Below are 23,358 nucleotides of genomic sequence, written 5' to 3' on the forward strand. Positions count from 1 at the left end.
ATCCTTTCTACTGAAGATTAAGACAAAAGGTATATACTTAAACCAAAACATTCTTTACTTAAAACGACTTTAAGATGAGAGGCCATAGTGCTTCTCATCCTAAAGTATAAACCTTTTATTGATCTCTATTTAATAGCTTCTAATTGCTTTAAATATCCTTCATATTGAGCAGCAGGCAGTGGAGCAAATCCATTGTCACCGGCCAATCTTTGAGCACCTTCTGGAGATACTACATATTTTGCGAAGTCAAGAACCTGTGGCTTTTCTTTAGCGTATTGTGCATTTAGATATGTGAAAACTGGTCTTGTAAACCCGCTATAGGGTAGATCTTCTCCTATTGTCTCTAGTGTAGGCTCAATAGGACCATTACCAAAGTCAACCTTTACTGCTGTAAGTTTATCTTGATTATTTACATAGTAGCCAAATCCAAAGAATGCAATTGCATTTTTATCTTTTGAAACTAAGTCCACTAGGGTTGAATACTCTTGCTGTAGGTTAGCGGTTTTAACCATTTCTTGCTCATCTAAAATCTTTTCCCAGAAAAATTCGTATGTTCCGTGGTTTTCATTAGGACCGTAGAATTTGATTTCTTCAGCAGGCCATTCTGGTCTGATATCTGACCATAAAACCTTATCATCTGCTTTATAATGTCCTGAAAGATACATGTTAATAATTTCTTCCTTAGTCATTTCTTGAGCCCAATCGTTATCCTTATTAATAACCATTGTTAAACCGTCTAGAGCCAGCTTAAACTCCAAAACATCTTCACCTAATTTTAAACCCTTTTCTTCAAGCTGAGCTAGTTCAGAATCTTTAATTTTTCTAGATGCATCTGCAAAATCTAATTCACCTGGTATGAACTTTTTAAATCCTGCACTTGATCCAGCACGTCCAACTTGAACACTTACGTCTGGTTGTACATTGGTCATGTATTCTTCTGCTATATGAGCCATTAAGGGATATACAGTACCTGATCCATCTACGATTACTGCCCCTTCAAGCTTTGTTTCTTCTACATCTTGATTTTCTCCAGCAGTATTCTCTTGATTTTCTCCACCTGTTGTAGCTTCGTCTTCAGTTTGACCTCCACATGCAACAGCAGAAATCAACAATACTGCTATTAATAAGATTAATGAAAGCTTCTTTAACATTTAATAAATCCTCCCATCAGAATGTTTTGTTTGGTTTTGTTTGTTCTACAATAATAATATACATGATAGAATTACCCAATGTGTTATGTAACCGTTAATGATTTGTTAAGAACATGTTATGTGATGTGTTGGTTTTTTTATATTTTAAACTTGCCAACAATTTCCTGTAGATTGTTTGCTAGAGTACTTAAGCCCTCACTGGCGGTATAGATTCCCTCCATTGATGCTGATTGCTCCTCCATAGATGCAGCCACCTCTTCTGTGCTTGCTGAGTTGAGTTCTGATACTTCTGCTAATTTAATAATTCTTTCTTCCACACCTTTCCTCATTTCATCCATCTTTAGACTGGAGTTGTTCAGAATAGCTACCTTAGCCTCTGTATCTCCTACGGCTCCTGCTATCTTTATGTATTTTTCCTTTGATAGTTTTACATTTTCAGCTTGTTGGGTAGATATGGTAATTAAATTATTCATTGCTTCAGTTACCTCCAGCGAATCTTGTTTAAAGGTATCTATAATATTATTGATAATTTTTATAGCCTCCTTAGATTGCTCCGATAGCTTTCTTATTTCTTCTGCAACTACAGCAAAGCCCTTACCCTGTTCACCTGCCCTTGCAGCTTCTATTGCAGCATTTAAAGCTAACAAATTGGTCCTATCAACAATATTCATGATAATTGTACTGGCTTCTTCTATCTTTATAGAGTTCTTATTGGTCTTTTCCATTTTAAGCTGTGCTTTTCTATTTACCTCACTGGATTCTTGGGTTATTTCAGCAAGAGTCTTTATAGTTTCTAAACCAGAGCTTATCAATTCCTTCACATTTTTTGTAGCCCTAGTCATCTCCTGTAGATTAGTGAGACTTTGACTTATAGCAATATTCAACTCATTTGACACTTGTGAGCTTTCTTTAGCACTTCTGGCCTGATCCCAGGAGCCCTCTGCTATCCTCGATATAGTTGTGGCTACTTCATTTGATCCTAAGGTAACCTGTTGAGAATTAATTTTTAGCTCCTCCGTCGATGAGGCTACTAATCCTGCGGCTCTTTCCACTTCAGTTATAATAGAACGCAAATTTTTTCTAATCTTTATAATAGACCTTTCTAATTCCCCCATTTCATCCCTTCTTACCCCTTGATCATCCTCAATACTACCCTGTAAATTGAAATCCGCTATTTCATTTGTAATGGCTGTTACCCTTTTAATAGGTTTGCTTATAGATTGGGCTAGCTTAATGGCTAAAATTGTAGAAATAGCAATGATAATTAATGCAATAAGCATTAAATTTTTCCTTAGGTGATGAATCCCTTGATAGCCATCCTCTTCTTTAACCTCAATAATTAAACCAACAAAGCTATCTCCAACTTCTGCAACGGATAAGGTTCCTATTACATCATTACCTTCATAACCAATATAATGCTTTGTTTGGCAAAACTCCAAATTACCATTGATAATATGCTCTGCTAATACATCTGCTGCTTCTGTATTAAGGACTTCCTTTAAAACTGCTCCTTCTTTATACTGCCCCCTCATTGTATTGGTAAGAAATATTCCTTCAGAGTTAATAAGATATGCATCGGCAGAATCGGCTAATCTACCAATTTCATCTTGTACAATCTCATTAACTCTTTCTTGATTAAGGACTATATTTAATGTGCCAATTGAACCATCCCCAGCTGAGGGTATGGGTGTTGAAAGGACCATAAGATTATCTTTAATAAAACTATTCCAAAATACCTCAGACCAGTTTTGTTGTCCCAACATAGCCTTCCCTACAAAATCCCCCGAAAAAACCAAGGGGGCAATATCATTTTTGTGATACTTATTGCTAAATATCACCTCACCATAGCTATTGGTAAGAAAGATATCTGTATACTGATGCTTTTCAATAATTGGGCTTAAGTATTTTTCAAAATCTGAATTGATTAGCTTCTCTTCTATTTCACTATAATTAAAGCTATTCAAAACTTCCATACCCTCGGTGATGGTTTTAGAGGTTGCTAATATTCTACCGTCACCTTCTCTATTATAAAAATATTGATTGATTCTATCAATGGTTAGAGAAGTAAACAATTCATTTCCTTTTAATATTTCTCTTTCAATTTCATTGCTGGAAGTATTTATACTTATGGAGCTTAGAATTATGATTGGCAACAAACTAGTTAATAGCACCATTATTAAAAGCTTAACCTGAACTCTTAAATCATTAAGTTTAAGGAGGGTAAATCTTTTACCCATCTTAGGATCTTTAGAAAAATTTTTCTTTTTTCTATAATCTTTATTTCTATTCATCCTCGTTATCTGAATCATCTTACTAAGCTTACTAATAAAAGTGCTTTTGACCTTATTCAACATAAGCTTAAAACTAGTTGTCATCAAGTTTCCTCCTCCTATTTAAGTCTCTTTCTGTATTTATCAACTAAAAATTTGTTCGAACCATAGCCTCCATCTCCTTAATGTGTATAATTTTCCTCCTTAGTTAAATATAAGTGAGTTTCTTTATCAGGCTATTAATTTATTGTTAATACTTTGTTAATTCCCTTTAGAAGGAAATTATCCAATTAAAAAGAGACACCAAGTATTTCAGTGTCTTCAAAGAGTTTTTCCGTTGCAATATTAAATTAATAGTTTATTATACCAAGGAGAGCATCCATTAGGCCTCCAAAGGGGATTACCCCCTTATAATAGCCCCTATCATTTATAATTACATAATCATAAACCTGATTTTCATCCCTGGACAATGCCCTTCTACACACATTTGATAGTAATTCCTCCGCCTCCACCATAAGTGGATTGCTATCCATGAATTCATGCAAGTTACTGCTATAAAATGTCCCTTCTTCTTTCTCTTTATCAGCAGATAAATGCTGATAAAACTGATTTCTCATTATCAGCCCTACAGCTTTTTGGTCCTTCATCACGACAATTCCTTGCAAATTGGTATTGGCTTTAAATAATTCATCTGCTTTAGAAGCTGTTTCAAAATCCTGAAGAGCTTTATCCATCCTACAGTAGTCACCAATTCTTAAATTACGGCTATTGGCCCTTAGTAGTGACTTTGTATTATTAATTTTAATGATGGTCTCCATAACATCCTCATTAAGCTTTATAAAGGATGGGCTAGGTCTTTGAATATAGTAGCCTTGTCCATATTCAATTCCTATATCAATTAAAGTTCTTAATTCATCATAGGTTTCTATACCTTCAGCAATAATCTTTAGATTAGTAGCTTCGACAAACCTTTGTATACTCTTCAATAATTCTCTTTTTAGCATATCCTTATCGATATTTCTTATTAACTCCATATCGATTTTAATAAAGTTGGGTCTAATTTCCGATAGCATTCTTAATCCTGCATATCCATCACCAGCATCATCTACAGCTACTCTATAACCTTGACTCCTATAATTTTCTATAACATTCTTAAAGCTCTTATAATCGGTTATTGCTGTATGTTCAGTGATCTCAAATATAATGCTTTTGGGTGAAATATTATAGGCCTTTAGGTATTCCTTAGTGAAGCCCTTTTTGAATTCTGGATCTTTAATAATATCAGCATCAATGTTGATAAAAAGAAATTTATCACCAATAACATCTTTAGCCCGTTCAATTGCAGTAATTCTACATAACAAATCTAATTCCCACACTTTGTTATACCTTTTAGCAGCTTCAAACAATCTATCGGGATAGTGTAGCGGACTATCCTCTGGCCCTCTGGTTAATGCCTCATAGCCAATAATTTCTCCATTTACCAAAGAAATGATGGGTTGAAAATTGGTGCTGATGCTTTTATTCAATAAAATTCCAAAAAACTCATTGCGGTAATCCTGATTAAGCTTCTTTAGCATTTAAAATCCCCCTCCAAGGAATATTCTAAAAGATAAAAATAGAGGATAGATTATGAAAATGTAAAAATTATGTTAAAGATAGAGATTTTAGTAAAGGTAAAAAATAAGTAATGAGAATAAACTATTGTTGCTTAATTAATTTTTCTTAGTAAAGCCTTCAGCTCATTGGCTAGCTCTAAGGATGATAAATGAACAGAATAGTAAGTGCCATTACTTTTACTATAAATACACGTTTTGATATTTAAGTAAAATACTGAATATGTCCTTGGGGAAAGAATTTTTTGATGAGATCGGTAATATAAAGCTTCATATCCTCCGCTTCATTTTTTTTATATACATATTTCATCCTGCCATACTTTCCCCATTTCCTATCTCTTTTTTCCACATCCATTTCGAGATTGGTGTTGGGGAAGCGTTCCTCTATCACATTTTTAGCTGAAAGTGTAAAACGATGCTGAATTAACTCAAAGGTTATAACACCTCTTGTTTTATTTCCAATATGTCTATACAGAGCCTCCAGCATATGACTATATTCTTCCCTCCAGTTTTCATGAAGTATTATGGGGGCTATAATAAATCCAATTGGATAACCCGCATCCACCATCTTTTCAGCAGCCCTTAATCTATCCCAGAGATTATCCACATTATGCTCATAGTTTCTTATTACGTAGCTAGAATTAATGCTGAAGCGAAAGCGAGTATGGCCCCTATGGTTAAGGTTCAGTAAAGGCTCAACGTTGGAGTATTTTGATACAACCCGCAATCTTCCCTTTTCAAGATTACCAAAATGCTCTATGGTATCTGCTAGGGTACCGGTAATGTGTTCAACTGCTAAGGGATCTCCAGTACTGGCGGCTTCAAACATCGTGGCGTGGGGTAGTTTTTTTAGTATATATTTATCTATGGTTTCAAAGAGCTCATCCATATTGACATATACTCTAACATAGGGCTTCTTCCCTTGGGTAGTAAATAAATAACAATATTCACAGCTACCTGGACAGTTGGTCATTAAAGAAAACTGATAATCTGCAGAGGGCCTACATACGTCAAATTTCATGCTCTTTTTAACTCCCACGATCAAGGTTTTCTTTGCTGCTGCATATTTAGCCTTTTCATCCTTCCCCGGAAGGTTTCTAACCTGATTATGGGAGGTAGTATCCAGAATTTCAATATTATTTAACCTGCAAAAATTGATAATTCTTTTCCCTACCTCTGTCTCCTTTGCAGCTTCCTCAAAATAAATTCGATCGGGCATCCATAGTTCCATTATTCATACACCTCCTAGTTTACAATTTATTTTCCCACAAAAAAATTGAATCATACTAGGATATCTCCTACAACATTGAAACAAAAAAAAAGAGTATAAATACTCTTTTTGAGGTTATCGAAAAACCCCTATATTTTAAAACTGAGAAATTGGCTCTCGGTCAAAAGGCAGGATGAACTCAAAAATCACAGGTATTTTCAAAACTCACCTTCGGCTCAGACATTGAAAATACTATTCTGTAATTTTCTCCTTCTTTTATTCTTATCTCCGCAGATTTCTCATTATTTAAGAATATAGGTGTTTAATTGCAGTTTTATACTTTTTCGATGGTCTGAAAAAGAGTATAAATACTCTTTTTAAGGAACCGCCGTCTCTTCTTTTTCAAGCCTTGCCTTTTTCCTTTCTAATGCTCTATCAATAGCTCGATTGACCACTAAACGAACCATACCAATTACTGGTACCCCTAAGAACATTCCTAACACTCCAAAGAGCTTCCCTCCAACCACGATGGAAAATATGATCCAAAAGGGGCTTACACCTACACTATCTCCTAAAATTTTAGGTCCTAATATCAATCCATCGAACTGCTGTAATGCCAAAATGAATATCATCAACCATAGGGCGCTTAAAGGGCTATCGAAGAAGGTAATGATGGTTGCTGGCACTGCTCCTATAAAGGGGCCAAAGTATGGAATCATATTGGTAACTCCAACGATTACACTTAGCAGTAGGGCATATCTTATCCCAATTAGATTAAGGCCTACAAAGCATATACAAGCTATTATAAAGGAGTCTAGAGATTTACCCACAATAAACTTTACAAATAAATCATTCACCTCTCGGGCAAAGGATTTTACCCTTTCTACAGAGGTATCCTTTAGAAAAACCCTCAATAGCTTTTCAAAGGACTTCTTAAAGGACTCTCTATCCATGAGCATATAAAAGGACAGTATCAAACCAAGAACAAAGTTAAGAACCCCCGAAGTAAAGGTAACGATACTGAAAACTAAGTTATCTAGTATATCCTCTAAAATCTCTGTTATCTTCAAGAAAATAGAGGTCATTTTAGCATCGATATGAGGAGAAATCTCCATCTGAGTAAAGTTTTCTAACTCCATTGTCCACTTGCTTAAAAGCTGATCAGTAGTAGTGAAGTAATCCGGAACCCTCATGATAATATCTCTAAGGTTGTTTCCTACCTGTGGCGCTACAAATATAATCAGCAATGCAATACAGCTTAATAATATGATATACATTGTAAGTACACTTATTAATCTGTGGAGTTTGGCCCGACTATTTATAAGCTTTACCTTACTATAAACCTTCTTTTCAAACCAAATTACCCCTGGACTAATAAGATAGGCTATGGATCCTCCTATTATAAATGGACTTAATATTTTCGAGGTGATTCCAAGGGCTACAGAAAAACTTTTTAGAAAGTACCCTAGATTATTTAAGGCTAAGTAAAATAGGATTGACATAGCCACTGCTAAAAATGCATAAAACGAATACTTAAAATAATTATTATCAATTTTATACTTCATATCCCCATTCCTTCCTCCTGATTTATAATTATTATACATGATTTTGGCTTAATAAACCATGACCTATAGGCATTAGTGGGGATATATCCGTACAAGCTATATCTATACCATAATATTCAAGCTTTGATTAATCATAATACACCTCTTCAAGAAATAATCCCTGGGCAGGAGCCGTTACTCCAGCATATCTTCTTTCACCCCTTTTAAAGATTTCATCAATATAGGCTATTCCTTCCTTCCCGGCACCAATATCAATTAAGGTTCCTACAATAATTCTAATCATATTGTATAAAAACCCATCACCCTTAATGGATATGGTCAGCATTCCTTGATTTTTCTCAATGACTATTTCCTCTATAGTTCTGATAGTAGATTTTTTGCTTTTCTTAAGGGATGAAAAGGCAAGAAAATCATGGGTACCCAATAACTTTTCGGAGGCCTTTTTCATTTTGTTGATATCTAAAGGATTGGGGGTATGATAGCTATAATCTCGTTGAAAGACAGAGGGAGTTTTTTGATTCCATATGTAATAGGTGTACTTCTTTCCTATGGCATTAAGCCTGCTATTAAATCTTGGGGCTGCCTCTGTAATAGCTTTTACAGCAATATCCTTTGGTAAGTAGTGATTTATGTATTCCTGAATCTCCTTTAGTGGCATATCACTGGAGGTGAAAAAGTTAGCCACCTGTCCCTTTGCATGAACTCCTGCATCTGTTCTTCCAGAGCCTATCACTTCAGTATCCCTTTCCACCATCTGACTAATAACAGCTTCTAGCTTACCTTGTATGGTCTTATCACTGTCCTTAAGTCTTTGCCACCCCCTGTACCTAGCGCCGTCATATTCTAGTACCATTCGAATATTTCTCAATGATAACCCTCCTCAAATCATTTAGTATGTATGATGCTTCAAATCAAAATAGATGCTATATAGATAGGAGAAAAGCTCCATAGAATTATGGAGCACAATAAGCTGGATTCTTTTTATTTAACTGAAAGCACAAAATTGGGGGCAGTATAGCATTCTACAATACTACCGATGAGATTCTTAGTGCCTGTTCTTGTATAGACCCCTTGAAGCCTTTCATTATACATGAAAAGGCCAATGATGTAATTAAAATCGAGAAACTCCACATCCTCATGATTAAATTTCGCCATGGGAATCCTTGGTAGCCTGCAGAATTCCTGAAGGAGATACTCCTCCTTGGCTTCTTCCTGAATAATCTTTATCCATTCATCCTTTGAATAGTCTCTTCCAATTCTTACTCCCTTAGAGGCATATTTGTCCATAGGCTTTAATACGAAGGCATCTTTATGATTAATGGTGTAATTGACTAATTCCTCGTTGGCAGCTTCGAAAATCCTTGTAAAGGGTATATGTTTTTTTACGAAGTTTCGATCTTCATTAGATAAAAATGGAGTTTTTTCTTCATCATGAAGGATTGCAAAGATATTTTTGTTATGGATAATCTGAGACCTTATTGGCCCTATCACACAAACATCCCCAGCTAAATAGGCCTCTATAAAATCCATAGCCTTATGGGCCCCTTCGATTATTTCCCAGGTTACTGCCCTACGATAAATACAATCTATTTTAAAATCTTTATAGTATAAGCAGTTATTCTTATATTCTAGCCAACTAGGATCTACGATAACTGTGGGGCAGCCATTGGCTTCAAATACCTCTTTAAAGGCTATAAATTCACTGGGGGGATCCCCACTTAGCCAATCCATTATTGCAATTTGTGGTTTTTCTGCGCCTTTACTATACTGCCGATAGTTTTCTAAAAAGGCATTTACCCATGATTGAAACAACTCAAATCCCCTTACGTTATATTTCTTCTCTAAGTTTTTTACAGCCAGGGAATCTTGGCAAATTCGTTGTAGCTCCATTTGTTCAATCATCCCGGAGGAGCCATCGGTATTTAACTCACAAAACTGAAAGCCTCCATCATCGTAGTTATAAAAAATATCAAAGCGGCCCATAGGAACATTTTTATCATAACCAGGGTCCTTTAGGATGAGTTTTTCTAAGAGGGGACTAAAACCAAAGTGCCTTCTAAAGCTTTCATCTTTAAGATATTTGTCAATCACCTTATTTAGAATCGTCATAAGCTGATCCGTAAGAGTTTTAAAGCGATTGTAATCCTCCTCCGTCAGAAACAATGGCTGATATAAGAATTCAACAGGCTTTCCCTTGTATTTTGCTGGTGATTCCTCTACAGCCTTAAAAACTCGCCTATACTCCTGAATATAACTTTCTTTATTATCCCGAACATGTTCTTTGTAATCCTTAAACAATTTCTTCGATTCCATCCCTTTGCCTCCCAAACCAATAATTTAAGCTACACCACTGTAATGCTGTTAAATCCTCCAATTGACCCTTTAGAAGCTCCTTACTGACAATAGCTGGGGTCTTTCTCTTTAAAACCAGCTCTTCTAAGGGTTTCAAGAAGCCCTTTTCATCATGGGAAAGACTTCTTTTAGCTAAATCAATCAGCATCTGTAGTATTTCATATATGTTCTTACACCTAAAGCAACCCATTAAACCCTTCTCCACCATAGACCTTCTATAGGCAAAGAGTTTTTGATCATCGGTTGATTCAGAAAGCTTATATAAGTATTCTAGCACCTCTTGATTATAAAACAAGCCTTTAACAAGGGCAATATAGGAAAAGCTTAAGGGATAGGGGATGCTATCTCCCATTCTTATTTCAATGTATTTACGAGCCCTAACATCAGGAAAGGCCATTGATAAAATGTGGTCTACCTCATCCTTGTTTAAAGGATATAACTCCAATAGTTCCTCTGTGGTTTTTCCTTGGGTATCAATTACTTCCTTATCCTTTATGATAAATATTGGTGGCAGGGATAATATGTATTTAGCGTAATCCACATAACCAAACTCCTTATCCATTACACCCTTTACTAAACCGCCCCTAGTAAAGTCTGTATTCTCCCATATAGTACTTCTTACGCTGTTTAGATCATAGAACTTCCCTTCGAAAATTGGGGCATTGTCTGTAATCAGTGCCAATAGTGGTGATATAAAGTGGGCAACCTTAAATTTTTTGATAAAATCCTTCTCGTCTTCGTAATCAATTACTACTTGCAAGGATGCTGTACCCTTCATCATATTATGGGCAAGGGTGCCACCCCTTTCTTTGAAGTATTGAGACATATAGGAATATCGTTTTTTAGGATTAAAGGGTATTTCATCAACAACGGACTTTGGATGATATCCTATGGCTAAGAGGAGTTGATTCTGCTCTTCTAAAATGGGGATAATATTTTCTAAAAAGCTAAAGTAAATATCTTCAATCTCCTTTATGGTTTTACAGGGCTTAATACTTAGCTCCAGCTGACCACCGGGTTCAAGGGTAATGATCCCATCGGCTTTTTCCAGACCAATTAGATAGCCGCCTTCATATTTGGGTGTATATCCATTGGCTAACATTTTATTTAATATGGTCTCGGTACCCTTCTCCTGATAATAATTTATGGATTCAAAGCTAGCTTTATCTACAATTATATGCTCAAACTCTGCGCCAAGGCTAAACTGATCCGTTGACTTTTCTCCTTCTCTCAAAATACTGGTTATACTGTCTAGTTTCTCCTGATATTCCATATAACTCCCACCTTACTTGTCTATTATAAAATCAACAAAGGCCCCTATAGTACACCTATCTTATTAGGAATACAAAGAGATCACGATATAAATCTACCCCTTATTTGGCACTTTGAAACATCCTATTATCTATTTTAGCAAATATACCTCCTTATTTGAATCTAATATAACAAATAGCTTGTTAACTTCTTCATAATAAACCTCATCTACCTCCCAAGGAAAGGTGTAAATTACATTTCTATTCCCCTCCTTATCAATCTCCATAAGGTTTTTTCCATTGATTAAATATCCCTTATCCTCATGGGTTATTACAAACATATCCTTATTGTTAATGAGCAATGGCTCCTCAATCACCATTTGATTTTTTTCTTCTATTCCTACGATTACAGCTGGCTGCCTCTCACCAAGATTATTTCCAAAAATTAAGGTATCAAATAGGATCTGATAGAAATTGTAATCCATATCCTTTATTTCATTGCTAACATCGGCATCTAACTGGTACACTAAGATTTTATCATAATCAATGCCTTCTAAATAGCCACTACTTTTTATAACCTTCCCTGCAGATATTGCAACAACCTTACTATCCTCGCTCCATTGAATTACATCTATTGGGTCGATGAAACCCTCATCATTATGAAATAACTCCCTTTCTTCTAATTTTTCCATAGAAAATATACAAAAGCTTTTTCCTAGCTTGGTTTTTATCTCTCCTATATTTATATCCTCCGACCCCTCCCCTACCATGATATAGGCTAACCATCTATCATTAGGGGCCCATCTTGCTGATGTAGTATTGATTGCCGCTAAGTAGTTACCCTCGGTATCATAAATCAGCCTATTACTCAAAAGAAAGTACTCTCCCGTGTGACTAAGCCTACTTAGCATAAAATTTTCATAATCCGTTTTTTCTAAGCTTGGAATAATACGGCGTTTTTCTTTTGTGTCAACATCATAACTAAAAACGCTTTGTTGTCCATCAATCTCCCGTGTGTATAGAATCATGGTTTTATCTGCCGAAACCAAGATATTGGGGTAGTTAACCCCCGTAATTTTTTTATCAATGGTAATTTCCTGATGGTTGTTTAGATATTTAAGATCTCCCTTTACATCTATATATACTACCTGTTTATCCTTCATAGGAATTAAAGCTTCATACCCTCCTATTCCTTTAAGAATATTCTGAACTTTATTTGTTACCAACGAGAAGGAGTAATAATTGAGGCCTTCGTCTTCAAGGGCTATAAAGTAAAATCGTCCATTTTCAGCCTTCACCCCCGAAGGATTCGCAAGTTCATCGAAAGCTTCAACCTTCACAAGCCTCTTATTTTCATTATTGGGCAATGGCCTTTCCAATCGAAAATTATTACATCCTGTTATAATTACCACTAAAATAAATATCAATAATACCCTTAATCGATTCACTAAAGCACCTCCCTAAATAAATGTATAGATATTTTCCCCTATATAAGGTTTTTTATCAAATGGGTTTTTTTTCTATGAAATGAATAGACTCGCTGATCTAATATGCAAGTTTTTAACTATCCCCTTTCATTTCTAATAATTCTCAGAAAAATAAGAGGATTATGGGGTTTTATGTCGAATCAAGGATATATATAATAATGAAATAATAATTATAAGAAAAGGAGGTTTATCAATGTCAATTAAATCAAAATTAGTGCTTGTTATGATTCTTATCATCCTTCTACCGACCTTCTTTCTAGGATTTATGAACTATCAGGTTGCCAACGACGTTCTATCTCATGAGCTTAAGCTTACAGCTGGCCAGGTGGTAGATAAATCCATCGAGGCGCTGGATTTCTTTTTAAGCTCTCTAGAAAGTGGTACAGAGATGTTAAGCGTAACACCATCAGTGATGGATATATTAAACAACCCAGAAGGGTTAGATGATATGATGGGGGTTCTTAAAGCTTATATAGAGGCCAACCCCCACGTTCTACATGCTTATGTAGGAACTAAAAATGGTGATATGCATATTTATCCCCATACTGAATTACCCGCAGACTTTAATCCAACTCAACGACCCTGGTATCAGGATGCGGTTGCGGCTGATGGCTTAGTATGGACATCCCCCTATGTAGATGCGGGTTCTGGGGATTTAATTGTATCAGTAGCCAAGCCCGTCCATAGATTTGGTCAATTGGTTGGGGTTATGGCAATGGATGTTCAGATTAACCTATTATCGGAACTTGTAAGTGGTATTACCATCGGTGAAGAGGGTTATGCAGCACTGGTGGGGGCAGATGGCACAACCTATGTCCACAAGGATATCGCCTTTGGCGAAAAAATTATTGATGAGGTATATGAGTCAATCACCACCAAGGAATCGGATGTTATTGATTATACCTATGAGGGTGATGAAAGATTTAGTGTTTTTAATACCATTGAAAGAACCGGTTGGAGATTAATGGGTATTGTTGGCTACTCAGAAATTAAAAGGAACACCTCCAACATACTGAATCAAACGATTCTCTATGGAAGCATTGCCTTAGTAGTTGCCATCATCGTAGGCTACATTTTTGCAAGCTTCACTACGAAGCCCCTTAAGGGATTGGTTAAAGATATGGAGCTAATTGGAAATGGAGACTTCACCATTAGAAGTCAGGTTCGCTCTAAGGATGAGGTGGGTACTGTTTCCAGAAGTTTAAATGCAATGATTGAAAAGCTCAGTATTCTGATGTCTAATCTACAGGATATGACTAGACAATTAAATCAAGCCGCCGATGGTCTTGCTGCAACCTCTGAGGAAACCAGTGCATCGTCGGAGGAGGTTTCTCGTACCGTTGATGAGATAGCCACGGGAGCCTCAGACCAAGCCAGCGAGGCTGAGAAGGGTGCTGTTATGACCAGCAGCCTATCAACCAAGTTTGTTGAGCTAAGCGGAAACTCTCAGGATATGCTGAAGCTATCCAGTGAAGTTATAAGTGCCAACGAAAAGGGTATGGAGGTTGTAAATGGCTTAAACACCAAGTCTGAAAGCAACAAAGAATCCATTCTAAAGATTGAAAATGCAGTAGGGCTTCTAGATAATAAGGCTCAATCTATTGGTTCTATCCTACAAACCATTAGTGATATTGCAGAGCAAACCAATTTATTGGCTTTAAATGCCGCCATAGAAGCTGCAAGGGCGGGAGAGGCCGGTAGAGGCTTTGCTGTAGTAGCAGATGAAATCAGGAAGCTGGCTGAACAATCTGGAAAATCAACGGATGAGATCAGAAGTATTATCCTTGACATTCAAACAGAAAGTAATAAGACAGTAAATATCATGAAGGAGGTTAAGGAGCAGAATCAAGAGCAGACACTAGCTGTTCAAGACGTTTCTTCATCCTTCCAGGTTATATTTAAATCCATACAACAAATTACTTCTAAAATAAATGAAATCAGTAACTATGTAGAAGATATGACAAAGGACGGCGATCAAATCGTAACGGTTATTGAAAACATTTCTGCTGTTTCCCAAGAAACTGCTGCAGCTTCTGAAGAGGTATCGGCTTCTATGGAGCAAACCTCCAACGCAGTAGATGAAGTGGCAAGGGCAGCCAACGAGCTTAATGAGTTGGCAGATAAGCTTGCTGAGGAAATCAATCAATTTAAAATCTAAATAAAAAAGTAGGAGGTGATTATAAAATCACCTCCTACTTTTTTACTCTCTACCAACAATCTCTATCTTCTTTACACCTTCAATGTATTCCAAGGCCTTAATTAATTCCTCAATCTCAACCGACAGCTCCATGGTTTCAAAGGATATGGTTACATTGGCTAATCCATGCAAAGGGATACTTTGATTCATGGTTAATATGCTACCCTTAACCTTGGCTATTTCATTCAGTATTCTAGATAACACCCCTGAAGTATGCTCTAATAGCAAGGTAAAGGTAATAATCCTACCTTTACTTACCTCATTGAAGGGCATTATGGAATCCTTATATTTATAATAGGCACTTCTGCTCATTCCCACAATTTCAACGGCTTCTTGAATGGTGGTGGCCTCCCCTTTTTTCAGGATTTCCTTGACCTCCATCGTTTTTAGGAATACCTCAGGGAGAACTCTTTTATCAACCAAATAATAGATATCCTTTTCACCGATCAACTTCCCAACCCCCTCTTCGTGGCGTACATTTGTGTGTACATTATGTACATAATACCATAATGAGTCTTTACCATCAAGAGGATAAAATACTCACCGGCTAATTTATAACGGTTTCTCCATTTCTTCAAGGGTTTTGATATCCGCTTCCTCTAACCTTAAGTATAAGCTTTTTCGATAGTTGGCTGCCTCCTGAAGCTTATCTTTTCTCCCCTTTGATTTATTTATATCCCTCCAGGATATTTTTTTATTTCTATAATATAGATCGAAATCCACCAGTCTTTTTCCCTCCAGATTATACTCTAGAGCCAACAATAGTTCCTTAATCTCCTGGGGAGTATAAAAGGTAAAGAGCCTTATTTGATAGGCTAGAACAGAATAAAGCATAAGGGCATGATCCTTAGTCCAGCTTTCACCTAAAATCATTCCTAACTCCAGCTTTGAAAGTATATAGATTAACCGATCATAATTTTCTTGGTATTTCCCCATGGAATCATATATATTGATTCTAAGCTCGTACCATTGACTATCATTTAAGCTTTGGGTAATATATTGTAGTCCTTCAACCCTAAGTCTTTTCTGAACCACCCTCGAAGGCTGTGGTATTAGTAGCTTCCTTTCAAAAAAATCCTTTTCTGCCAAGGGGCCATTAATAGCCTTTGATGTAAAGGTAATAATGGTGTCATCCTTTTCACCCTTCCTTATGCCATCTATCCAGCTTACAGCTTCACCATTAAAATCCCTAATGAGTCTGTCAATGATTTTTTGGCCATTGGAAGCAACCCTCATAACAATGGATGATGGTCCCATATCAACCCTATGAAGAAGTTGGCTTACATGACTATTAATGATTGCAGTAAGAATGGCCGAAGCAACATCGTTAATTAATACGATAACCTTAGCATCCTCTATGCAGGTCTTTTCAAAGTTTGTTCCAGTTAAAAAGCAGAGGGTACTGTCTTCTGAAGCCCTTTCCATTCCTGGGTGGAAGTCAATCTCCACTCCATTTAATTGAGCTTCTAAAAAATCCTTCATCTTCTCTATTTCCTCAGTTCTAATAAACAAAAACCTTGGCCCCATTCTTAAAAATAGCATTTTTATCCCCCTTTTACTAAACTCCGATTCTCTTTAATTCCATTCCCCGTAATCGATTGGTTCCCACCGGATACTTCAGGTGAAAGACCCTTTTTGTGTCCAGCTCAATAACATTAATATTTAAGAGCCCATTTAATCCAATTTCTTCCTTATGGATATAGTGGTTGGGCTTAAAGCTATGGCCGAATAGATTAAAATCAACCTTTTTAGTAGGCCTCTGATGGTAATGACTTATGCGGAAGTCTACATTATGAATTGTAATATATTCCTTCTCAAGAATCCTCCCCTTATTCATAAGCTCCTTTAAAGGGCCGAACTTGTCATGATTCCCTAAACTATAATAGATTTCTAAAGCATCCTGTCCTTCTAAGCCAGGTAGCAGCTTAGCGAGGCCCCTATAGTAGTCATCAAGCCTGTTTTTATACATCTCCAGCTTGATATCATCTACCATGTCCCCAGTATGGACTAGATATTTGGGTTTTACTATGCCAATTATTCTAAAGATGTAAGGGTAAATGTCCACTGGAGTGTCGCTAATATGTAATAACAAGGGACCCTTAAGCTCCTTTAATAGAGTATCTGGAATATAGGGGCGATTAAAAAGGGATAAAAGCATCCCCATTAGATCTTCTAATATATTCACTGCATCACCTCCTAATTCCACAATACAAGAGTTGATCTTCTATGTCAATATTCCCCTTTAACCCCCTCCCACAGGAGGAAATATCGATACCACATCATGATCTATTAATTGATAATCTAATGCCTCGTGTTTGCCGTTAATTAACAAGATGGCCGCTTCCTCTATCGGGATGTTTAGTTGAGTGATTACCTCCTTAGCAGTTGACCCTTCTTCAAACTCCATAGTCAGTACCTTACCACGATTTTCCCTAAGGGTTGCAAAAAGCCTTACCTCTATTTTCATTCCATCACCTCCAAGTAAAGCTATAAATTTCTTATGGAAATATGCTTAATTTTATCCTTGCTCATTCTCCTTCTTTTTATGAATCAAGAAGTTGGCTTGATTATCTTGGTTCTTCCCATAAAAACCAAGGGCTATTCTGTAGGGGCCAGGGCACCCAGGAGGTAAAAAGGCAATCCGATCTCCTGGCTGAATCCTATAATCTAAGGCTTGAACAAAACCATTGACGAATATTACTTCAACCTCCTCAGCTGGAATTTCCAGCTTTTCAGCCAATTCATACCCAGATATGGCCTCTTCTAAATCTAGGATTAATGGAACTGGCCAATTTTTCCTTCTAAAATACTCCCTTAATTGCATAAAGCCTCGAATCTCTACGGTTTTCTTCTCCATAGCTAAACACCTCCTAAAGGCTACATCTGGTTATATAAAGTATCATCGGGAATATCAGTAGACTTCGATCTTCTTTGCTAATATTATATAAAGGAATGCCGGACCTAAGTCCGGCATCACCTTTATTAATATTTTAATAGAAGGGTTAGAAATTATAAACCTCATCTATTTCCTCTGGAGTAAAATCCCAAACCTCATTGTGGGGTGGACAGGGCTCATACTCAAAGAATTCTGGTAATCGATCGTGGGCATTGGTAAAGCCAGCAGCTTTATTAAAGGCTCTTTCTACCTTTAATACAGATTTACCAAGCTCATCTACATCATTGGCTGTAAGGTTAATTCCATACTGAGCATTAATCATATCTATTAGGGCTTGATAGCCAGCGGGATTGTCAGCAATTCCGAAATACACGAATAGACACATACCAGTACTGTCAACAGCAGCTGTTCCTATTTGCATGGCACGGGCATACTCAATTTGTCCATCCTTCTTAAGGGGATCAATGTTGCCTCCAACCTTTAGAATATTACCAGAAATACAATATCCAGCAGTATGGTCAGCTCCCATGGTGGTGGTGGCATAGGTTAATCCAATACCTTTAATAGGTCGGGGGTCATAGGCTGGGATTCCTTGGTCCTTTACTACAGGTACTCTAAATAGTCCACATGCTTTACCTACCACGGTTGTTCCACTACCTATTAGCCTACCTAGGGGGGTGGGAATTGCCACCTCCTTAACTGCCTCAAGGACTGCTTTTCCGTCTCCCCATGGCAATAGTCCTCCCTCCATGGCGGTTGCTACTGCAACGGCAGTTTCAATACTATCAATACCGATATCATCCATGGCACGATCTATATAGGCTATATCGTCTAGATCCTTAATCCCTGCATCTGCACCAAGGCCCCAAATGGTTTCATATTCAAAGCCACTGGTAATAAGTTTACCTTGTTTATCGGGGTACCACTGAGAACAGCGTATAACACAACCTGCATGACATCCGTGGGATACCTTTCCCTCTCCTCCACGCTCTTTAATGGTGGCATTTAAAGTTTCTCCAGCTATATTCTCATTCCAATCTATACGACCCTTTGTAAAGTTTATGGCTGGTAGCCCACCTGCTTCATTTAAAATATTCACCAATACATCTGTACCATAGGCTGCCAAAGCCTGACCTGATACAGGATGATCTAGCAGGGCTTTAGCAAATACCTTTGAAGCCTCTCTAAACTTTTCTGGCTCGGCTATTGGAACCCCAGGAGCTCCAGTGTCATCTATTACTAAAGCCTTTACCTTCTTGGAACCCAGCACTGCACCTAAGCCCCCTCTACCGGCACTTCGCATATTGCTATCTGGGTCCTTAAAGGATATATTAGCAGTTGGTAGTCTATGCTCTCCTGCTGGACCAGCTAGGGCTATTCCAACCTTCTCTCCGTACTTATTGTTAAGGAGTTCAATAGCTTTATAGTTACCACATCCTCCAAGTATTTCTTTTGGAGCTTCTTCTATGGTTACTCCATCCATGGTTATCTTAAGAATGTAGAATTCATCTTCTGCAGGCATTCCTTCAATTACTAAGGCCTTTATGCCCATTTTCGCCATCTTTTGCGAGAAGGTACCACCGGCATTACTCTCCTTAATCGTTCCTGTTAAAGGACTCTTACTTCCTACAGAGATTCTACCTGAGTTAGGGGCAGAAGTACCGCTAAGCATTCCAGGAGCAAAAATAATTTTATTGTTTTTTCCAAGGGGGTGGCATGTGGGTTTTACTTCATCATTAACAAAGTTTGAAGTTAATCCACGTCCTCCCAATCCTACGTACTTTTCTGGAACCTCTTGAATCTCAACCTTCTTGGTTGTCATATCTACCCTTATAAATTTGTTCATTAAATCTCCTCCTTTTAATTTAACTGCAGAGAATAATGATTATAGTTGCAATCTCCATGCCAAAGGTGCTATTCATAATGATTTTTATGAAGTACTAGTTATAAATAAGGATTTTACTGGACTTTACCTAGGCCCTATACAAAAAATAAAAGAAATCATCTACCTTTTACCATAGATGATTTCTCAATATCGTTCCATAATGGGTCAACTATCTTCAATTCACACGTTCCATTTCAGAACATTGTTCCAATATAGAACAGTCAATAGAATACTTTTTTATTTTTCTATAAAGGGTATTTCTTCCTATATTTAAAGCCTCTGCTGCTAAGGTTATATTCCCCTGATACTTTGATAAAATTGCCTCTATATGGATTTTTTCAATATCCTCCAGCCTTTCTACTTCAAGAGTGGATTTGCTTTCATCAGATAGGATTTTGGCTTCACTAATATCCACTAGGGTTTGCGTACTATTGGTATTTATGAGATGCTCGATTTTATTTTCTAGCTCCCTCACATTCCCCGGCCAGTTGTACTTGACCATGGCATCTATAACGGGCTTTTGCAAACTAACTGGGTTCTTCCCTAGTTTTAAGCCCTTCATAATCATAAAATAATCTATAAGAAGGGGAATGTCTTCTCTTCTATCCCTAAGGGGTATGAGTTTTAAGGGTAAAACATTTAAACGGTAGAAGAGATCCTTTCTAAAGTTTCCTTTATGAACCTCTTCCATAAGGTCCTTATTGGTGGCTGCGATTATCCTAACATCCACCGATATTTCTTTGTTGCCTCCAATTCGGTAAAGGGTTCCTTCCTCTAAAACCCTCAATAGCCTAGTTTGCATGTCCAAGGGCATTTCACCTATTTCATCAAGGAAAAGGGTTCCTCCATCGGCTAGTTCAAATTTACCAAAGTATCCACCCCTCTTTGCCCCTGTAAAGGCTCCTTCTTCATAACCAAAAAGCTCTGCCTCTATAAGATTTCTAGGTAAAGCTCCGCAGTTTAAAGCTACAAAGGCCTCTTCCCTTCGGGAGCTATAGTTATGGATGGATTGGGCAAATACCTCTTTCCCCGTTCCACTCTCACCGGTTATCAGTACAGTAGAAGGACTATCGGCAATTTTTTTCGCATAATCAACCAGCAGGGTAAATTCTTTGCTTCGTCCAACAATATTATCGAAGGTATAGAAGGCTTGCTTTCCCACCAATCGATTGGCAACTCGCTTCATCCTTTTGATTTCTTTTATAACACAAACCGTTCCTTGCAAAAATCCATTCTTGTCTAGTATGGGATAGCAGCTGAGGGTACAATGGATCTTCACTTTTTTTCCCTTAGCATAGGATTCTTCCTCTAGATAGATAATTCCATTGGCTATATTAGTTTGAATGCCCTGCCATCCATCCAGTACCTCATCAATTCTTTTCCCTACCAGCTCATCCTTACTATATCCCAGCATATCCTGTAGGGTTTTATTAACGGTTTTGATATAACCCTTAGGTCCAACCGTAAAGATTCCAGCTGTGATGGCATCTATCAAGGTTTCGATTGACCTTTTGGCCACAACAAGACGACTGTTAATATTATTATTTCTGATAGTCTGCTCTATTGCATTTACAGCAGCAACCACCATCCCTAGGGTATGGGAATGGACAAAATCACTAAATCCAGTTAAATCTAGGGTTCCAATTATTTTCCCGGCAGGGTTTCTTATTGGGGCAGCTGAACAGGTCCATTGATGATAAGCGGCGATGTAGTGCTCCTCTTCCGATACCTGAACAGGAATCCCTTCCGCCAAGGCAGTACCCATGGCATTGGTGCCAATATGCTCCTCGTCCATATAGGCTCCAGGAATCATCTCCAGCTTATTGGCAACCTCCAACACATCCTCATCACCTACTACATTTAAGATGCAGCCTTCCCCATCGGTAAGAATTGCAAAAAAACCAGAGCCCTTTACAAAGTTATATAGCTGCTCCATAAAGGGACTGGCTGTAACAATCAGTTCTCTGTTTTCGGCTAGCTTTTTATCTAAAGCCTCATTTTTTAGTATTTTTGTACTGTATACCCTAGTATAATCTACTCCTAGGGTTTTACATCGTTGATGGGACCTTTGTATATAGGGCTTCTTATTCATATCACCACTCCAAAGAATTTTTGTTGAAGGGGATTATAATTCAAATCTTACATATATACTCCTTACATACATTATCTCTTTATTTACTAGCCTTGTCAAAGGAGAAAACTAAAGCTTCCCTACCGCCTCTAGGGCTTTATCATAATCTGGTTCCTCCCCTATTTCCTTCACGTATTCCACATAAGCAACTTTATTGTTCTGATCCAAAACAACAACTCCCCGTGATAATAGTCTGAGTTCCTCAATTAAAAAACCATATGCCATTCCAAAGGAGGCTTCCCTATGATCCGATAATACGATGGAGTTTTCAATGTCTTTAGCTGCACAATATCTACTTAGGGCAAAGGGCAGATCCATACTTATGGTGGCAACGATGGTATCCTTTAGCTTACCTGCCTCTTCATTAAACTTCATGGTTTGCAGATTGCAAACACCGGTATCAATGGATGGTACAACACTGATGATCTTTTTCTTATTACCCATATCCTTAAGGCTATAGTTTTTAAGATCCTTAGTCAATGCCGAAAAATCCGGAGCATTATCTCCAATTTTGATCTCTTTACCCAATAGGGTTACAGGGTTTCCCTTCATTGTTACAATTCCTTTTCTTTTTTCCATAGTCATTCTCCCTCCATAGGTTCTTTTTCACTTTATTACCCAGCCTACGGGTATTAAATCATATTATCTAGGCAAGGTATATTCATTTCCTGATGAGATGGAATTTATAATATATGAAAAGGTATCCGCCAATTACCCCCTACAGCTATTAACCATACATCCAATGAATTCCCTCCATTCACAACACTTTATGGAGGAGGAGGCAGGGAAAGTACCGATTATCCACACCAACAAAAAAACCCTCAATAAATATGATTGTAAAGATGGAGAGGTTATCCTATTAGTCTCTCCTTGGGGGAAATTGAAGGGAAAAATTCTTTTAGACGAGTCTATAAGAGATTATATAGTAGCCCTTCATGAGGGTTGGTGGCTAAAGAATCAAGGAGTCAATAAACTAACCCCTACCGGTTTATCGGATATTGGAAACCAAGCCATCTATAATAATTGTTATTGTAAGATTGAAAAGCTTTAACCAAATCCTCCATTTGGATAATATTTAACCCCTTTATAGGAGAAAATATTAACTAAGGGAGGGATTTTATATGCCTTGGAAAAAGGGAGTTATTAAATTAGCCGATGGAACCACCTATCCAGCTGAGTTGTTAATTGAAAGGGGTAGGGAGGTTTGGAACATGAAAATTCATAGCGAAACGGGAGTTTTTGATGAGTTGGAATTTGATAATTTATCCCAGCTTTTGGATAAGCCCCCCAATGATATATACCCCTTCACCTACCAGGTGGAGAAATGAGTTAACTAAAAAAGAGAATTCCT

At 37.3% G+C, this 23,358-nt stretch carries 20 protein-coding genes; 3 read left to right on the top strand and 17 right to left on the bottom strand.

Annotated features, from left to right (window positions below):
- Positions 1–125: 125 nt before the first annotated feature.
- The 9 genes from F8153_RS02370 to F8153_RS02410 form a co-directional block, all read right to left on the bottom strand.
- On the bottom strand, positions 126–1,151 hold the full coding sequence (locus F8153_RS02370; protein WP_151864751.1) for a PstS family phosphate ABC transporter substrate-binding protein: 1,026 nt from the start codon (positions 1,149–1,151) through the stop codon (positions 126–128).
- Positions 1,152–1,288: 137 nt separating this feature from the next.
- Positions 1,289–3,526, bottom strand: coding sequence for a methyl-accepting chemotaxis protein (locus tag F8153_RS02375; protein ID WP_151864752.1), 2,238 nt, complete (start codon positions 3,524–3,526; stop codon positions 1,289–1,291).
- Positions 3,527–3,771: 245 nt separating this feature from the next.
- Complete coding sequence (locus F8153_RS02380) at positions 3,772–4,998, bottom strand: EAL domain-containing protein (protein ID WP_151864753.1); 1,227 nt, start codon at positions 4,996–4,998, stop codon at positions 3,772–3,774.
- A 241-nt stretch (positions 4,999–5,239) separates the two neighbouring features.
- Positions 5,240–6,265: a spore photoproduct lyase gene (splB, locus tag F8153_RS02385; RefSeq protein WP_151864754.1), complete on the bottom strand. Its 1,026-nt coding sequence runs from the start codon at positions 6,263–6,265 to the stop codon at positions 5,240–5,242.
- Positions 6,266–6,621: 356 nt separating this feature from the next.
- A complete protein-coding gene (locus tag F8153_RS02390) occupies positions 6,622–7,809 on the bottom strand; it encodes an AI-2E family transporter (protein ID WP_151864755.1) in 1,188 nt (395 codons plus the stop codon).
- Between the two features lie 127 nt (positions 7,810–7,936).
- Entirely contained in the window at positions 7,937–8,677 is a 741-nt protein-coding gene (truA, locus tag F8153_RS02395) for a tRNA pseudouridine(38-40) synthase TruA (protein ID WP_151864756.1), read from the bottom strand.
- 113 nt (positions 8,678–8,790) lie between these two features.
- On the bottom strand, positions 8,791–10,122 hold the full coding sequence (locus F8153_RS02400; protein WP_151864757.1) for a glutathionylspermidine synthase family protein: 1,332 nt from the start codon (positions 10,120–10,122) through the stop codon (positions 8,791–8,793).
- Entirely contained in the window at positions 10,100–11,434 is a 1,335-nt protein-coding gene (locus F8153_RS02405; RefSeq protein WP_151864758.1) for a glutamate--cysteine ligase, read from the bottom strand. Before F8153_RS02405 ends, F8153_RS02400 begins: the two co-directional genes overlap by 23 nt.
- Positions 11,435–11,563: 129 nt before the next feature.
- Positions 11,564–12,859 (bottom strand): TolB-like translocation protein, encoded by a 1,296-nt coding sequence (locus F8153_RS02410; RefSeq protein WP_151864759.1) that lies wholly within the window; start codon positions 12,857–12,859, stop codon positions 11,564–11,566.
- A gap of 232 nt (positions 12,860–13,091) precedes the next feature.
- On the opposite strand from F8153_RS02410, the gene F8153_RS02415 reads away from it, so the two are divergent.
- Positions 13,092–15,056, top strand: coding sequence for a methyl-accepting chemotaxis protein (locus F8153_RS02415; protein WP_151864760.1), 1,965 nt, complete (start codon positions 13,092–13,094; stop codon positions 15,054–15,056).
- A gap of 42 nt (positions 15,057–15,098) precedes the next feature.
- On the opposite strand, the gene F8153_RS02420 is transcribed toward F8153_RS02415, so the two are convergent.
- From F8153_RS02420 to tpx, 8 genes are all read right to left on the bottom strand, one after another.
- Positions 15,099–15,545 (bottom strand): ACT domain-containing protein, encoded by a 447-nt coding sequence (locus F8153_RS02420; RefSeq protein ID WP_151864761.1) that lies wholly within the window; start codon positions 15,543–15,545, stop codon positions 15,099–15,101.
- A 102-nt stretch (positions 15,546–15,647) separates the two neighbouring features.
- Positions 15,648–16,637: a hypothetical protein gene (locus tag F8153_RS02425; RefSeq protein WP_151864762.1), complete on the bottom strand. Its 990-nt coding sequence runs from the start codon at positions 16,635–16,637 to the stop codon at positions 15,648–15,650.
- Positions 16,638–16,653: 16 nt separating this feature from the next.
- Positions 16,654–17,280, bottom strand: a complete 627-nt coding sequence (locus tag F8153_RS02430) for a metallophosphoesterase (protein ID WP_151864763.1) — start codon at positions 17,278–17,280, stop codon at positions 16,654–16,656.
- 57 nt (positions 17,281–17,337) lie between these two features.
- Entirely contained in the window at positions 17,338–17,562 is a 225-nt protein-coding gene (locus tag F8153_RS02435; protein WP_151864764.1) for a MoaD/ThiS family protein, read from the bottom strand.
- A gap of 51 nt (positions 17,563–17,613) precedes the next feature.
- Positions 17,614–17,952: a MoaD/ThiS family protein gene (locus tag F8153_RS02440; protein WP_151864765.1), complete on the bottom strand. Its 339-nt coding sequence runs from the start codon at positions 17,950–17,952 to the stop codon at positions 17,614–17,616.
- Between the two features lie 145 nt (positions 17,953–18,097).
- Positions 18,098–19,837: an aldehyde ferredoxin oxidoreductase family protein gene (locus F8153_RS02445; RefSeq protein ID WP_151864766.1), complete on the bottom strand. Its 1,740-nt coding sequence runs from the start codon at positions 19,835–19,837 to the stop codon at positions 18,098–18,100.
- A 214-nt stretch (positions 19,838–20,051) separates the two neighbouring features.
- Positions 20,052–21,968, bottom strand: a complete 1,917-nt coding sequence (locus tag F8153_RS02450; protein ID WP_151864767.1) for a sigma-54-dependent Fis family transcriptional regulator — start codon at positions 21,966–21,968, stop codon at positions 20,052–20,054.
- Positions 21,969–22,076: 108 nt separating this feature from the next.
- The gene (gene tpx / locus F8153_RS02455; RefSeq protein ID WP_151864768.1) at positions 22,077–22,586 is read right to left on the bottom strand and encodes a thiol peroxidase; all 510 of its coding nucleotides are present in this window, start codon (positions 22,584–22,586) and stop codon (positions 22,077–22,079) included.
- A gap of 97 nt (positions 22,587–22,683) precedes the next feature.
- Here tpx and F8153_RS02460 point away from each other — a divergent pair, with 97 nt between their 5' ends.
- Positions 22,684–23,058, top strand: a complete 375-nt coding sequence (locus tag F8153_RS02460; RefSeq protein WP_151864769.1) for a molybdopterin dinucleotide binding domain-containing protein — start codon at positions 22,684–22,686, stop codon at positions 23,056–23,058.
- 70 nt (positions 23,059–23,128) lie between these two features.
- Positions 23,129–23,335: a hypothetical protein gene (locus F8153_RS02465; RefSeq protein ID WP_151864770.1), complete on the top strand. Its 207-nt coding sequence runs from the start codon at positions 23,129–23,131 to the stop codon at positions 23,333–23,335.
- The last annotated feature ends 23 nt before the right edge of the window (positions 23,336–23,358 follow it).

The sequence above is a fragment of the Alkaliphilus serpentinus genome, from assembly GCF_009017255.1.
In the GTDB taxonomy this organism is placed as follows: domain Bacteria; phylum Bacillota; class Clostridia; order Peptostreptococcales; family Natronincolaceae; genus Alkaliphilus_D; species Alkaliphilus_D serpentinus.

Bases quoted from the DNA above. Each gene is read 5' to 3' on its own strand.
- F8153_RS02415 (WP_151864760.1), top strand. From the start codon at position 13,092: ATGTCAATTAAATCAAAATTAGTGCTTGTTATGATTCTTATCATCCTT.
- F8153_RS02425 (WP_151864762.1), bottom strand. From the start codon at position 16,637: ATGCTATTTTTAAGAATGGGGCCAAGGTTTTTGTTTATTAGAACTGAG.
- F8153_RS02400 (WP_151864757.1), bottom strand. From the start codon at position 10,122: ATGGAATCGAAGAAATTGTTTAAGGATTACAAAGAACATGTTCGGGAT.
- F8153_RS02465 (WP_151864770.1), top strand. From the start codon at position 23,129: ATGCCTTGGAAAAAGGGAGTTATTAAATTAGCCGATGGAACCACCTAT.
- F8153_RS02380 (WP_151864753.1), bottom strand. From the start codon at position 4,998: ATGCTAAAGAAGCTTAATCAGGATTACCGCAATGAGTTTTTTGGAATT.
- F8153_RS02435 (WP_151864764.1), bottom strand. From the start codon at position 17,562: ATGAAAATAGAGGTAAGGCTTTTTGCAACCCTTAGGGAAAATCGTGGT.
- tpx (WP_151864768.1), bottom strand. From the start codon at position 22,586: ATGGAAAAAAGAAAAGGAATTGTAACAATGAAGGGAAACCCTGTAACC.
- F8153_RS02445 (WP_151864766.1), bottom strand. From the start codon at position 19,837: ATGAACAAATTTATAAGGGTAGATATGACAACCAAGAAGGTTGAGATT.
- F8153_RS02405 (WP_151864758.1), bottom strand. From the start codon at position 11,434: ATGGAATATCAGGAGAAACTAGACAGTATAACCAGTATTTTGAGAGAA.
- F8153_RS02460 (WP_151864769.1), top strand. From the start codon at position 22,684: ATGGAATTTATAATATATGAAAAGGTATCCGCCAATTACCCCCTACAG.
- F8153_RS02450 (WP_151864767.1), bottom strand. From the start codon at position 21,968: ATGAATAAGAAGCCCTATATACAAAGGTCCCATCAACGATGTAAAACC.
- F8153_RS02375 (WP_151864752.1), bottom strand. From the start codon at position 3,526: ATGACAACTAGTTTTAAGCTTATGTTGAATAAGGTCAAAAGCACTTTT.
- F8153_RS02440 (WP_151864765.1), bottom strand. From the start codon at position 17,952: ATGGAGAAGAAAACCGTAGAGATTCGAGGCTTTATGCAATTAAGGGAG.
- F8153_RS02370 (WP_151864751.1), bottom strand. From the start codon at position 1,151: ATGTTAAAGAAGCTTTCATTAATCTTATTAATAGCAGTATTGTTGATT.
- F8153_RS02390 (WP_151864755.1), bottom strand. From the start codon at position 7,809: ATGAAGTATAAAATTGATAATAATTATTTTAAGTATTCGTTTTATGCA.
- splB (WP_151864754.1), bottom strand. From the start codon at position 6,265: ATGGAACTATGGATGCCCGATCGAATTTATTTTGAGGAAGCTGCAAAG.